Consider the following 13341-nt stretch of genomic DNA (forward strand, 5'->3'; position numbering starts at 1 on the left):
CTGGATTACGCCATTTGGTGAATGGGCAAGTCAAAAACAAAGGCTGTACCTTCGTTGGGCTTACTGAGCACCCTTATGCTGGAATTGTGGAGTTCCATTATTTTTTTAACAATGGCGAGTCCAAGGCCTGCACCCTCTTTTTGTTGCCCGGTCTTTGTTTGCCGATAGCGTTCAAAGATCAGGGCTTGGTTTTCTGTTTGTATGCCCGGTCCGGAATCCTTTATGGTAATTTCCACAAAATTTTCCTTGGGCACAATGCCCACCACCACTTCTCCGTGCTCTGGGGTAAATTTTAGGGCATTGTCCATAAGGTTTTGTACGGCGCGCTCCACCAAGGATATGTCTGCGAAGACCAATGGAATGCCTTGGTCCATTTCCAGTTTCAGCGAAATATTTTTTTGTTGGGCCAGGAGTTGATAGTTTCTATGCACATCGTTGGCCAGTTCGCTTATGAGAAAGGCTTCCTTTTGGGGCGTGATTTGGTTGGCTTCCAGCTTGCTGTATTCAAATAGCTGTCCTATCAATTTAGAAAGTTTTTCACCACTGGAACTTATGGTGCCCAGGTATTCCGATCGCTGATCGGCCCTTAGGGTGGCATCCTTCATCTGTAGGGTCTCTATGTAGCCTTGTATAATGGCCAGTGGCGTGCGCAGATCGTGGGAGATGTTGGCTATGAGCTCTTGGCGAAGCTTTTCCAAGGACTTGATTTTTTCCATATCGGCCAGGATGGTACTGGCCATATGGTTAAAAGTGGTGGTCACTCCGGCAAGATCGCTTTTTTCTGCATTATGGATCCGATGATTTAGGTCGCCCTGGGCAAAACGTTTTGCGGCAAAGACCAGCTCCCTGAGGTTTTTGGTCAGGTACCAGACGGACAAAACTCCCAAGATAGCCGCAAAAAGTAGGGTTACCAATAGAGAGCCCACCCCCAGTTTAAGGGCGTAGCTGCCAAAGAGAAGGTCCCTGGTGTTTAGGTAGTCTTGCCCGGCCAAGATAATATAGATATAGCCCTCTGTACTGCCTTTTTTAAATTTGGCCACGGAAAAAACCTGTTGGTTTTGCACGTTTTTTGGATCATCGCCCAAAAAATAACCCTTTCCCTCTGCAGCGATGAACGCTTCAATAGGGGCCGTGTTCACTTGTTTCTGGTTGGTTTTTGGCGCATCGTGATCAAGTACCACAGAGTATTGCACTGTGCCGTCCAAATCCAGTAAATAGACTTCTATGGCCCTGTTTACGGCCATCATATTGTGCATGATATCGCCAAAAAGGGCCTTGTTGACCTTGCCCAAACTGTCAATGGGGCTTTGGTGCACAAACTTTTCGTCAATAAGGTCTTGGGCAAGGTTGGCGTGCAACCGCTGGGTGGTCTCGTTAAAGTAGTTGTTGGACAGATGAATGGTCGCTACCGTATAGCCCAGACCGGCCAGTATGAGAATGGCCAAAAAGGAAAGGGCCAGCTTTCTTACCAGTTTGTTGGATAGGATGGTCGTGCTCATAGCTCTTCGTTAAATTTATAGCCCACGCCCCAGGTGGTTAGGATATAGGTGGGCTTGCCCATATCGGGCTCTATTTTTGCCCTGAGCCTGTTAATGTGGGAATTTACGGTGTGTTCATACCCTTTAAATTCGTAGCCCCAGATCAGGTTCAATAGTTTGGATCGGTCGTAACTTTTTCCAGGGTTGGAAGAGAGCAGCACCAAGAGCTCAAATTCTTTGGGGGATAGCTCTACCCTATTGCCGTTTACCACAACTTTGCGCATTTCCAAGTCTATGGTCAACGCCCCGAAACGGGAAATTTTCTTCAGGGGCGCTTCTTCTTGGGATGCCATGGCCAATTGTTGCCGGCGAAAGAGCGCTTTTGCGCGAGCTATGAATTCCCGAATGCTAAAAGGTTTGGTGAGATAGTCGTCCGCACCTATTTCAAGGCCCAACACCTTGTCTATCTCCTCAGATTTGGCGGTTAGCATAAGGATGGGAGAAGGTACGTTGTTGGCCCTTATTTGTTGGCAGACCGCGATACCGTCCCTACCGGGCAACATAATGTCCAATATGATAAGGTCCGGGACCAGCTCCAAAGCCTTGGCCAAGCCATTGTTGCCATCGTGGCAAGAATGAACGGTGCAATGCAGGTCTTTTAAGTGAATCTCCAGTAGCCGAACAATTTCCGGATCGTCCTCAATGATCAGTACAGTTTTCATAGGATACGAAATAAGGGTTAAACTATCACGGAAAGGTCACAATGCACATCCAGGGTATCTGCGTCCGCTCCCTTAGAGTCGGTAAAAATGTGGATTGCTGACAGGGATTTTCTATTTTTTATTTTAAATCTCTGATAAAGAGTTGATTATAAAAAATGAACTTTATGTGATACTTCTGTTACAGCCTCGGGGTTTCTTTGTGCCAAATCAAAACATAAAGAACAATGAACAATTTAAAATGGATTGCCATGCTGTTTGCCATGACCCTTTTTGTCTGGAGCTGCAGTGAGAACGACGCGGATGTTGCTGTGTTGGAACTGAATGCCGGTACCCTTTCAGGGGGGCCATTTTCCTTTGCCGTTGACGGGCAACCGGATATGGTTGCCGGTATTGCCCTTGATGCATCGGCCCTTACGGGAAGTGTGCAGAATTACGTGATCACGGACGATGCCAAGAATATCCTGGGACTGCCACCCACTTTAGTGGATGTGGAAGGTGTGGATTTTGACGGGGCCGGCATTGGTTCTTGTTACATCTACCACCTAACTTATGAGCCGGGCCTTTCCGGATTGGAAGTGGGTACAAATTTGGACAACCTATCGGGAGACTTTGCACTCTCCAACTTTTTGATCGTGGTGCGCAGTGGCCTAAATGCGGGCACCTTGTCCGGCGGGCCCTTTGAGTTTTTGGTAGACGGAAAACCGGACATGGTCACTGGAATTGCCTTGGACAGTGCCGCACTTAACGGTGAGACCCAATCCTTTGTCATTACCGATGATTCCAGAAACATATTGGGCCTGCCGCCCACTTTGGAAGCCGTGGAGGGAGTGGATTTTGACGGTGCCGGTGTGGGGTCTTGCTACATTTACCACATAACCTATTCCGGCGCTCTCGAAGGCCTGGAGGCAGGAAACAGTCTGGATGGCCTTATGGGCAGTTTTAGCCTCAGCAACTTTATAGAGGTACAGCGAAAAGGCTTGGTGGCGGGAACCCTGTCCGGTGGGCCGTATGACTTTACCATAGACGGCAATCCGGATAGGGTAACGGATCTGGCCCTGGACGCCAATATGGTGAATGGCAGCAGATCCGGTTTTGTCATTACCGATGCCGATTTGAACATCCTTGGCCTACCGCCCACCTTGGAGGCCGCTCAGGGTGTGGATTTTGATGGTGCGGGTGCCGGGGTATGCCTTATTTGGCACATTACCTATGAAGAGGGCATTGTTGGGCTGGAAACCGGTGGCAATGCAGGGAATTTGGATGGCTTTTTTGCACTGTCCAATGCCATAACGGTAAACAGAAACGCTTTGAACGCTGGGGTGATCTCCGGTGGCCCCTACGATTTCACGGTTGACGGAATGGCCGATAGGGTCACCGGGATTGCCCTGGATACCACTGAACTTACAGGTACCCTACAGACCTGGATCATCACGGATGACCAGAACAACATTCTTGGATTGCCACCCATGCTTTCCAATGTGGAGGGTGTGGATTTTGATGGTGCTGGTGCCGGGGTGTGCCTTATTTGGCACCTTACTTATGAGGAGGGCCTAACCGGTTTGGCCGCTGGTAACAATGTTGCGGACCTGGAAGGCTTTTATGGGATTTCCAACTCCCTGACCGTAACAAGGAACGCCTTGGAGGCGGGCACCTTGTCCGGTGGCCCGTACACCTTTGTCATGGATAACACGCCAGATATGGTCAGTGGCCTCATGTTGGATGCCGCCAAGGTAAACGGCTCCAACCAGACTTTTGTCATCACCGACGATTCAGGGGTCATTCTGGGCCTGCCACCTACTTTGGAAGCCGTGGAGGCAATAGATTTTAACCAGGCCGGCGCCGGTATCTGTTATATATGGCACCTTACCTATGAAGACGGGATAACGGGCTTGGCGGAAGGACAAAATGCGAACAACCTGGAGGGTTTCTTTGACCTGTCCAACTTTATAACGGTTACCAGGGTTGGCGACTAAAAACTAGCTATGGAGAAGTGTTGTGTTTAGTTTAATTCTTAAGTTGAGAGGCCCAAGCGAAAGTTTGGGCTTCTTTTTTTGCTCATGCCTTGGCATTTTAACCCAATTCTCCTTAAGCGAGCAGTAAAAAAATGGTGTTGATTTTTGGCTTTCGGAAAAAAAGGCCGGCCTTGGTCCGTAAAAGGACGTAAGGGAAACTAAAAACCATTTGCCAGAGGCTTTCAACGGACAACTGGAACTAGACCGCCACCGTGGCTTTTATGTGCGGATGCGGATCATAGTCCACAAGCTTAAAATCCTCGAACTTGAATTTAAAGATATCGGTGACCTTCGGGTTTATGATCATTTTGGGCAAGGGCCTGGGCTCACGGCTCAACTGCAATTGCACCTGCTCCATATGGTTGTCGTAAATATGGGCATCCCCAAAGGTGTGCACAAAATCACCGACTCCATAACCACAGACCTGTGCCATCATCATGGTGAAGAGGGCATAGGACGCTATGTTAAAGGGCACGCCCAAAAAGATGTCCGCACTGCGTTGGTACAATTGGCAGCTCAATTTGCCATTGGCCACATAAAACTGAAAAAAAGCGTGGCAAGGGGGCAGGGCGGCTTTGCCGTTCGCCACATTTTCGGCAAAGGATTTGGAGGTGTCCGGCAAAACACTGGGATTCCAGGCCGAGATCAGCATCCTTCTGCTATTGGGATTGTTTTTAAGGGTGTGCACCACCTCTTTTATCTGATCGATCTCCTCGCTGTTCCAATTTCTCCACTGGTGGCCATAGACAGGGCCAAGGTCTCCGTTTTGGTCTGCCCATTCGTTCCAGATGCGCACCCCGTTCTCTTGCAGATAGCGGATGTTGGTGTCCCCTTTTAAAAACCACAGCAATTCGTGCACAATGGATTTTAAGTGAAGCTTTTTGGTGGTGACCATGGGGAAACCCTCCGAAAGATCAAATCTCATTTGGTAGCCAAAAACACTCTTGGTCCCTGTTCCGGTCCTATCGCCTTTCTGGTTGCCGTGCTCCAGCACGTGCTCCAATAGATCGTGGTATTGTTTCATCTCTTTTCCTTGATAGCGCCCTCGGGGAGAGCCACTTTGTTAGTGGTTGTGGTCCTTTGCCCAACACAACGAATGAACGGTAAAATTAAAAAAACGGTGCCGTCTTATTTCCATCGGAAATCTAAAACATATCACTATTTATCAACGAAAATGGCACAAATGCCCTTTGGAAGACGCAGCTGTTTAACCTAGGATCATACCGGCAATGGTGGCCGATAGCAGGGAGGCCAAAGAACCGCCAAGTACGGCCTTCATCCCAAATTCGGAAAGGGTTTTTCGTTGTCCGGGCGCCAAGGAGCCAATGCCGCCGATCTGTATGCCAATGGATGCAAAATTGGCGAAACCGCACAGCATGTAGGTGGCCATGATAATGGATTTGTTGTACTTCAGGGCCGGTAGGGTGGCCAGGTCCTTCAATTCTGCCAGTTGAATGTAGCCCACAAATTCACTGGCCGCCAATTTTATGCCCAATAGTTGGCCCATGAGCATGATGTCTTCCTTGGCCACACCAATGAGCCACATCAAGGGCGCAAAAATGGTTCCTAAAATGGCCTCTAGGGAAAACTTTTGGTAGGCCGTGTTTTTCGCGATCCAGGTGTTTAGGTGGGTAAGGTCTCCCGTCCATTCCAAGATGCCGTTGACCATGGCAATGATGGCCACGAACACCAAGAGCATGGCACCCACGTTCACCGCCAATTTAAGGCCCTCTGTGGTGCCATTGGCAATGGCGTCCAGGATATTGGAGCCTATTTTTTCCGAGGAGACGTTCACATCCGTGTGCACGGCCTCGGTCTGGGGGTAGAGCATTTTGGATATGACAATGGCCCCTGGCGCCGCCATCACCGAGGCCGCCAGAAGATGTTTGGCAAAAACGAGCTGCAGTATTTCGTCCTCTCCGCCCAAAAAGCCAATGTAGGCGGCCAGTACCGCACCGGCCACGGTGGCCATGCCCCCGATCATGACCAAAAGAATTTCGGAGCGGGTCATTTTCTCAAGATAGGCCTTGATGAGCAGGGGGGCCTCGGTCTGGCCCAAGAAGATATTGCCGGCCACGGAGAGGCTTTCTGCCCCGGAAATGCCCAAACTTTTGCTCAGCAACCAGGCCAAGGCCCGGACCACCTTTTGTATGGCCCCCAAATAAAAGAGGAGGGAGGTAAGTGCGGAAAAGAAAATGATCGTGGGCAGCACTTGGAACGCAAAAATGTAGCCAAAGGTGGTGGTGTCCACCACGAGCCCTTCAAACAAAAATTTACTGCCCGCACGCGTAAATTCCAAAATGCTCACGAAGACTTTCCCGATCTGTTCAAAAATATATTGTATGGCGGGCACCTTGAGCACCCCAATGGCTATGAGCATCTGTAACCCTAAACCAATGCCCACGGTACGCCAGTTGATGGCCCTTCGGTTGGCACTGAAGAGGTAGGCGATGAGGAGCAGCACCAACATGCCCAAAGCTCCGCGCCAAACACTGTTCAGGGAAATCCCCGCACTGGGCAGGGCCTCCATGACCTCTTGGGCCGTTGCCTGTGCTTCAAGGGCTTGGGCCAGTTCTGGAGCCGTGACACTGGGCTTTAGGCCGTCATGGGCAAAAACCGTTCCCAAACAGAAGAGCAGCATGGGAAACAGTCCAAGTTTTTTTTTCATCCTAAGGGAGCGCGGAATCAATTTCTTTTGGATATTTCATCCCTGAGCTTGGCCGCTTTCTCGTAGTCTTCGTTGTTCACGGCCTTGAGCAGTTCTGCCTTCAGTTCATCCAGATTCAGCTCGGTGTATCCGTCAGAGGCCCCGGACTCTATCTCTACCGTTTCCCCTTCCTGAAGGATCTCGTTCACCATGATACTTCCCTCAGCATCCTTTTTGTCCTTTTCCTTGGAAGAAAACTTCAAGAAGATGCCCGCCTGGTCCAAAATGTTCTTATAGGTGAAGATGGGCGCATCAAACCTCAGCGCCAGGGCAATGGCATCACTGGTACGGGCGTCTATGATCTCCTCTATGCCTTCCCGTTCACAGATGATGCTGGAATAGAAGACCCCATCCACCAATTTGTGTATAATGACCTGTTTCACCACAATGCCAAAGCGGTCCGAAAAATTCTTGAAAAGGTCATGGGTCAACGGTCTGGGAGGGCGTATTTCCTTTTCCAGGGCTATGGCAATGGACTGGGCTTCAAAAGCACCGATGACTATGGGCAATTTTCGATCGCCCTGGTCTTCGTTCAAAATAAGGGCATATGCGCCATTTTGAGTTTGGCTATAGGAAATACCCTTAATTTTTAATCGTACAAGGCTCATGTAGGTTGCATTAAAAAAGGGCGGTTCAAATAAATGGGGTTCACCAAATACCTGAACAGCCCTTCAGGGCACAAATTAACAAAAATTAGCTGTTTTGGGCCTTAAATTCCCTTAATTTTTCGGTGAGTTCCGGAACCACTTCAAAGGCATCGGCCACCATTCCATAATCGGCCGCTTTGAAAAAGGGCGCTTCGGGATCCGTATTGATCACCACTTTGGTCTTGGACGCGCTTACGCCGGCCAAATGCTGTATGGCCCCAGAAATGCCAATGGCAATGTACAGGTTGGTGGCCACAGGTTTACCGGTTTGTCCCACATGTTCCCCGTGGGGCCTCCAGCCCAGGTCGGAAACGGGTTTGGAGCAAGCGGTGGCAGCGCCCAGCACATCGGCCAGTTCTTCCAGCATGCCCCAGTGCTCGGGGCCTTTTAGGCCGCGGCCGCCGGAAACAACAATGTCGGCATCCGCTATCGTGGCCTTGCCCTGAACCTTGTCCACCTCGGTGGCCTTTGTGCCAAAGACATCCCCCAAGGATGGGGCAAAATCACTTATGGTGGTCTCCACCTTTTTTTCCACGGAGCCAAAGGCATTGTTGCTCACGCCAATGATGGCCTTTTCCGTGCTTATCTTTGTATGGGCAAAGCCTTTGTTGGTAAAGACACTTCGTTTTACGGTTATGGGGTCCGTGCCACTGGGGGCCTCCACTACGTTGGGCACATACCCCGCCTGTAGCGTGCCGGCCAATATCGGGGCCATGAACTTGGTGTCGGCACTGGAACTGAGAACGACCACCGAACTGTTTTCCGCTATGGCCGCTGCGGCCACAACGGCCGCGAAGGCCTTGGCATTGAAGGTTTCCAACTCCCCGTTCTTTACGTTCAGCACCTTGCCCACGCCGTAGTTGCCCAAGGCTTCGTTTTCATTGCTGTTTATGGTCACTGCCGTAACGCTGGTGCCCAGCATCTCCGCGACTGCGGCCGCATACGAGGCGGTCTCGTAGGCGTTTTTCTTTAATTTTCCCTTTTCGGATTCTGTATAGACTAAAACTGACATATTCTTTTTTTTTAAGTTGATGATGTTGCGCTGTGTAGCATGGATCAACGGTGCAGCAAATCTTAAATGGCCTTGGCTTCGTTGTGCAACAGGGTGATGAGTTCGTCCACTGTTTCCACCATTTTTACCGAGCCCTTGGGTGCCGGTTTTTCAAAGCTGGTGTCCTCACTTGCCTTTGTGGCTTCCACGGGTTCCACCACCTTTAGGCTTTTCTTGCGGGCCATCATGATGCCCCGCATGTTGGGAATGCGGAGATCGCTCTCTTCCACCAAACCTTTTTGGCCGCCCACCACAAGGGGTAGCGAAGTGCTCAGGGTTTCTTTGCCACCGTCAATTTCCCTTATGGCCGTGACCTTGTCGCCCTCTATTTCCAGCCCTATGCAGGTGTTCACAAAGTTCATGTTGAGCTGGGTGGCCAGAATGCCGGGCACCATGCCCCCATTGTAATCTATGGATTCCCTGCCCCCTATGATCAAGTCGTAGGCGCCTTGCTTTACCACCTCGGCCAATTGTGTGGCCACAAAATAACCGTCGGTGGGGTCGGCGTTTACCCTTATGGCCTCATCTGCGCCAATGGCCAGGGCCTTTCTCATAGTGGGTTCCACATTGGCTTCCCCCACGGTGGCCACGTGCACGGTAGCACCCTGTTTTTCCTTGAACCACATGGCTCGGGTAAGGCCAAACTCATCATTGGGATTGATCACAAATTGCACCCCGGTCGCGTCAAACTTGGTGTCGTTTTCCGTGAAGTTGATCTTGGACGTGGTGTCCGGTACGTTGCTAATGCAAACTAATATCTTCATACTGCTTTTTTTTTGAGGGTTTTGGGTAGCGGGCGTTTTTGTCCCTTACCCGATTTTTTATAACGGCAAACCTTCTCGTTTTAAACCAAGTCGGGCACTGTCCAATCGCGTTGAAACGCACATTTTTTTATTACAATTGGTTTGTAATCAACGTTTTGGAGGTGAAACGGGGAAATTTTTCCCGCTGCGCTCCACTTTGGCCCATCAAGGTATGGGACGAAGATAAATAAATAATCTCAAAAATACTATGCACGCATAGTATTTTTTGGGGTATTTTTTTGAACTGGCCAAGGTTACATTTGCCATATAATTTCCTATTTTTGCGTGCTTTTAAAAGCGAAACCAGAAGTCTAAAATTTATTCCATATAAATGAAAACCTTACAATTTAGAGAAGCTATCGCAGAGGCCATGTCAGAGGAGATGCGCCGCGATGAATCCATTTATTTAATGGGTGAGGAAGTGGCAGAGTACAATGGCGCCTACAAGGCTTCCAAGGGGATGTTGGATGAGTTTGGGGCCAAGCGGGTCATTGACACCCCCATATCAGAGCTCGGTTTTGCCGGTGTCGGTGTGGGCAGTACCATGACGGGAAACAGGCCCATCATAGAGTTCATGACGTTTAACTTTGCCCTGGTGGGCATCGATCAAATCATAAACAACGCCGCCAAGATAAGACAAATGTCCGGGGGGCAGTTCGCATGCCCCATTGTTTTTAGGGGGCCCACGGCCTCGGCGGGCCAATTGGCGGCAACGCATTCCCAAGCCTTTGAGAGTTGGTACGCCAATTGTCCTGGGCTCAAGGTCATTGTGCCATCGAACCCGGCAGACGCCAAGGGCTTGCTCAAGTCCGCCATTAGGGACGATGATCCGGTCATTTTCATGGAATCCGAACAGATGTACGGAGACAAGGGAGAGGTGCCCGAGGGAGAATACACCATACCCATTGGGGTCGCGGACATTCGCCGGGAGGGATCGGATGTGACCATCATTTCCTTTGGCAAGATCATCAAGGAAGCGGACAAGGCGGCCGATGCCTTGGAAAAGGAGGGCATTAGCTGTGAGATCATAGATTTAAGGACCGTGAAGCCCCTGGATTACGAGGCGGTGCTCAAGTCCGTGAAAAAGACCAACAGAATGGTCATCTTGGAAGAGGCTTGGCCTTTTGGAAACGTGTCCACGGAAATTACCTACCACGTACAGGCCCACGCATTCGATTATCTGGATGCCCCCATCGTAAGGTTGAACACCGCGGACACCCCGGCACCGTATTCGCCCGTTCTGTTGGAAGAATGGTTGCCCAATCACGAAGATGTGATCAAGGCAGTGAAAAAAGTAATGTATAAATAGTATCCCCATCACAACTTAAAAATGGCTTCCCCGTTCTTAATGGGGAAGCCATTTTTATAAAGAATCCCCTTTGGCCACAACGGCAATCCCCAATGAAATCCCACCTATGTGCCATACTGCTGCTTTTTGCCTTCTCCGTCTGGGGCCAGACCAAGGTGGGCGGTGTGGTATTGGACACCAATGGGGCACCGGTGGCCTTCGCCAACGTGCTGTTCAAGGATTCCACCGAGGGTACCATTACCAATGACGATGGTAGGTTTTATTTGATATCGGATCGGCGTCATGCCACCCTGGTGGTCTCATTCTTGGGTTTTCGCGATCAGGAGGTGCCGCTTTCGGGCGCCGTGAACCACGAGTTAAAGATCGTGCTGCAGGAAGCCGCCCAAGAGCTCAGCGAGGTGGTGCTCATAGGGGGCAGGCAATCCAAAAAAAACAATCCCGCCGTGGACATCCTTAAAAAGATATGGGCCAAGAAACGGGTAAACGGTCTAAAACAGTACCGCCAATACGCCTTTAAAAAGTACGAAAAGGTGCAGTTTGATCTGAACACCATAGACAGCAACCTCATAAAGAGCAAGGTGTTCAAGGGCCTCGAATTTGTGTTTCAGGACCTGGACACCTCCAGCATCACCGGGAAGACCTATCTCCCCATTTTTTTGAACGAGACCCTCTCCAAGGTGGCAGGCGACAATGTTCTGAAACTGGAGAAGGAAGAGGTGCTGGGCAACAAGAATTCCGGCTTCGAGAACAACCAGGCCATCATTGCCTTTGTCAAGGACCTCTACCAAAACTATGACGTGTACGAGAACTACCTCAAGTTTTTTGACAAGAGCTTCACCAGTCCGCTCTCCACCACCGGGGTGGACACCTACAACTATGCCCTGAGGGACAGCGCCTTTATTGGAAACAAATGGTGCTACAACATTGTCTATTACCCCAGGCGCAAGAACGAGCTCACCTTTAAGGGCGATTTTTGGGTGAACGATTCCACTTGGGCCATTAAGGAGATCAACCTGGAAGTGACCAAGAGTGCCAACATCAATTGGGTAAAGGACATTTATATTGAACAAGAGTTCCAGGTCGTGAACGACTCTGTTTTCCTCTTGAAGCGAGACTACATGCTCAGCAACTTCAGTCTCAGCAAGAAAGAAAGTGCACGCGGAGTGTACGGCAAGCGAACCACGGTGTACAATGATTATGTGTTCGATCAACCACGGCCCAGGGACTTTTACCGAAAGGAAAAAAACCCCTTGGACCCCAGTGCCATTGTCCAGGACAATGCTTTTTGGGAAGAGAACCGCTTGGAGGAGCTCAATAAGGACGAAAAGGGCATCTATGCCCTATTGGACACCCTGCAAACGGTGCCCAAGTTCAAGACCTACTATAATCTGGTGAGCATCCTGGGCTCTGGCTATGTGGAGATCGATAAGTGGAACATGGACCTGGGCTCGGTGTACGATGTTGTGGGCTTTAACCTGGCAGAGGGCCCAAGAGTGCGTTTTGGGGCCCGCACCTTTTTTGGCCAAAACGATCCGTGGCGGCTGGAAGGGTACACCGCCTACGGTTTTTGGGACAAGAAGTTCAAGTACGGCATATCGGGGAAAATACTGCTGGACCAACGCAGCCGCCTGATCTTGTCCGGGGGCAACCGCCGGGACGTGGAGCAACTGGGGGTGAGCCTAACGGCCACGAATGATGTGCTGGGCCGCAGTTTGGCCTCTTCGGCCGTGCTCACGGTGGGCATCAACAACCGGCTCACAGAAATAAACCTCAGTGCCCTGGGCGCGGAGATAGAGCCCGTCACCAATCTCCGGTTGGCCCTGGGCGGTACCTTCAGAACCCTGCAATCTGCCCTTCCGGACGAGTTTAGCTTGGATTATCTGGATTCAGATGGCCCTGGCGGCATCGCATCGGCGGTAAAGCAGTTCGATCTCAGTACGGTGCTCATCTATACCCCGGGCAAGCGGACCATTGGCCACGGGGTGGAGCGCAGGGACATCAATGATACCTACAGCACCTTGCTGCTCAACTACACCAAGGGCATTGCCGGGCCCTTCCAGAGCGATTTCAACTATGATAAACTGCAATTTTCCTACACCAGGCCTTGGCAACTGGGCGGGCTGGGCAGGCTTAGGAGCACCTTGGAGATGGGGCGCATCTTTGGTACCGTGCCCCTGGGCCTGTTGGGAGTGGTACCGGGAAACCAGACCTTTTTTACCACCTACGCCACCTTTCCCAACCTCGATTTTTATGAGTTTGTGACAGATACCTACGCCGCCCTGCATTTGGAACACAATTTTAACGGACGGCTCTTTTCCCGTATTCCCTTCCTAAGGAAACTGGACCTGAGGGAAATTGTGGGGCTGCGCGCGGCCTGGGGCACCCTCTCCGATGAAAACAAGGCCCTGAACGCCCCCGCTGCCGTGAGCACGCCCTTGCTGGCGCCCAGTGACCATATTTATTATGAATATTCCTTTGGGGTGGGCAATATATTCAGGATTTTTAGGGTCGATTTTAACTTTAGGGGGAACTACCTGGAGCATCCCGAGGCCAGGCCCTTTGGGGTCACCGGCACCTTTGGTTTCAGTTTTTAAGGGCAGACTTGGGGGCAA

Annotated in this window: 10 protein-coding genes; 3 read left to right on the plus strand and 7 right to left on the minus strand. The window is 50.6% G+C overall.

Annotated elements, in window-relative coordinates; translation table 11 throughout:
• Positions 1 to 5: 5 nt before the first annotated feature.
• The gene (locus tag ACKWCC_RS13495; RefSeq protein WP_413996474.1) at positions 6 to 1499 is read right to left on the minus strand and encodes a sensor histidine kinase; all 1494 of its coding nucleotides are present in this window, start codon (positions 1497 to 1499) and stop codon (positions 6 to 8) included.
• Positions 1496 to 2200, minus strand: coding sequence for a response regulator transcription factor (locus tag ACKWCC_RS13500; protein ID WP_413996475.1), 705 nt, complete (start codon positions 2198 to 2200; stop codon positions 1496 to 1498). The genes ACKWCC_RS13495 and ACKWCC_RS13500 overlap by 4 nt, the downstream gene beginning before the upstream one ends.
• Positions 2201 to 2424: 224 nt before the next feature.
• On the opposite strand from ACKWCC_RS13500, the gene ACKWCC_RS13505 reads away from it, so the two are divergent.
• Positions 2425 to 4173 (plus strand): hypothetical protein, encoded by a 1749-nt coding sequence (locus ACKWCC_RS13505; protein ID WP_413996476.1) that lies wholly within the window; start codon positions 2425 to 2427, stop codon positions 4171 to 4173.
• 238 nt (positions 4174 to 4411) lie between these two features.
• Here ACKWCC_RS13505 and ACKWCC_RS13510 read toward each other — a convergent pair whose 3' ends face one another.
• The 5 genes from ACKWCC_RS13510 to ACKWCC_RS13530 form a co-directional block, all read right to left on the minus strand.
• Positions 4412 to 5236: a thymidylate synthase gene (locus tag ACKWCC_RS13510; protein WP_413996477.1), complete on the minus strand. Its 825-nt coding sequence runs from the start codon at positions 5234 to 5236 to the stop codon at positions 4412 to 4414.
• 183 nt (positions 5237 to 5419) lie between these two features.
• A complete protein-coding gene (locus tag ACKWCC_RS13515; RefSeq protein ID WP_413996521.1) occupies positions 5420 to 6742 on the minus strand; it encodes a NupC/NupG family nucleoside CNT transporter in 1323 nt (440 codons plus the stop codon).
• A gap of 155 nt (positions 6743 to 6897) precedes the next feature.
• The gene (locus tag ACKWCC_RS13520) at positions 6898 to 7527 is read right to left on the minus strand and encodes a bifunctional nuclease family protein (RefSeq protein WP_413996478.1); all 630 of its coding nucleotides are present in this window, start codon (positions 7525 to 7527) and stop codon (positions 6898 to 6900) included.
• Positions 7528 to 7612: 85 nt separating this feature from the next.
• Complete coding sequence (locus tag ACKWCC_RS13525; protein WP_413996479.1) at positions 7613 to 8578, minus strand: electron transfer flavoprotein subunit alpha/FixB family protein; 966 nt, start codon at positions 8576 to 8578, stop codon at positions 7613 to 7615.
• A 62-nt stretch (positions 8579 to 8640) separates the two neighbouring features.
• Positions 8641 to 9381, minus strand: a complete 741-nt coding sequence (locus tag ACKWCC_RS13530; protein WP_413996480.1) for an electron transfer flavoprotein subunit beta/FixA family protein — start codon at positions 9379 to 9381, stop codon at positions 8641 to 8643.
• A gap of 370 nt (positions 9382 to 9751) precedes the next feature.
• Between ACKWCC_RS13530 and ACKWCC_RS13535 the strand changes: the two genes are divergently transcribed.
• Together ACKWCC_RS13535 and ACKWCC_RS13540 are read left to right on the plus strand one after the other, a co-directional pair.
• On the plus strand, positions 9752 to 10729 hold the full coding sequence (locus tag ACKWCC_RS13535) for a pyruvate dehydrogenase complex E1 component subunit beta (protein ID WP_413996481.1): 978 nt from the start codon (positions 9752 to 9754) through the stop codon (positions 10727 to 10729).
• 92 nt (positions 10730 to 10821) lie between these two features.
• Positions 10822 to 13323: a DUF5686 family protein gene (locus tag ACKWCC_RS13540; RefSeq protein ID WP_413996482.1), complete on the plus strand. Its 2502-nt coding sequence runs from the start codon at positions 10822 to 10824 to the stop codon at positions 13321 to 13323.
• Positions 13324 to 13341 lie beyond the last annotated feature (18 nt).

This window comes from Maribacter aquimarinus (assembly GCF_047345505.1).
Taxonomy (GTDB): domain Bacteria; phylum Bacteroidota; class Bacteroidia; order Flavobacteriales; family Flavobacteriaceae; genus Maribacter.

Coding starts and splice junctions, on each gene's coding strand:
- ACKWCC_RS13495 (WP_413996474.1), bottom strand. CDS start 1,499: ATGAGCACGACCATCCTATCCAACAAACTGGTAAGAAAGCTGGCCCTT.
- ACKWCC_RS13505 (WP_413996476.1), top strand. CDS start 2,425: ATGAACAATTTAAAATGGATTGCCATGCTGTTTGCCATGACCCTTTTT.
- ACKWCC_RS13500 (WP_413996475.1), bottom strand. CDS start 2,200: ATGAAAACTGTACTGATCATTGAGGACGATCCGGAAATTGTTCGGCTA.
- ACKWCC_RS13510 (WP_413996477.1), bottom strand. CDS start 5,236: ATGAAACAATACCACGATCTATTGGAGCACGTGCTGGAGCACGGCAAC.
- ACKWCC_RS13520 (WP_413996478.1), bottom strand. CDS start 7,527: ATGAGCCTTGTACGATTAAAAATTAAGGGTATTTCCTATAGCCAAACT.
- ACKWCC_RS13530 (WP_413996480.1), bottom strand. CDS start 9,381: ATGAAGATATTAGTTTGCATTAGCAACGTACCGGACACCACGTCCAAG.
- ACKWCC_RS13540 (WP_413996482.1), top strand. CDS start 10,822: ATGAAATCCCACCTATGTGCCATACTGCTGCTTTTTGCCTTCTCCGTC.
- ACKWCC_RS13525 (WP_413996479.1), bottom strand. CDS start 8,578: ATGTCAGTTTTAGTCTATACAGAATCCGAAAAGGGAAAATTAAAGAAA.
- ACKWCC_RS13535 (WP_413996481.1), top strand. CDS start 9,752: ATGAAAACCTTACAATTTAGAGAAGCTATCGCAGAGGCCATGTCAGAG.
- ACKWCC_RS13515 (WP_413996521.1), bottom strand. CDS start 6,742: ATGGAGGCCCTGCCCAGTGCGGGGATTTCCCTGAACAGTGTTTGGCGC.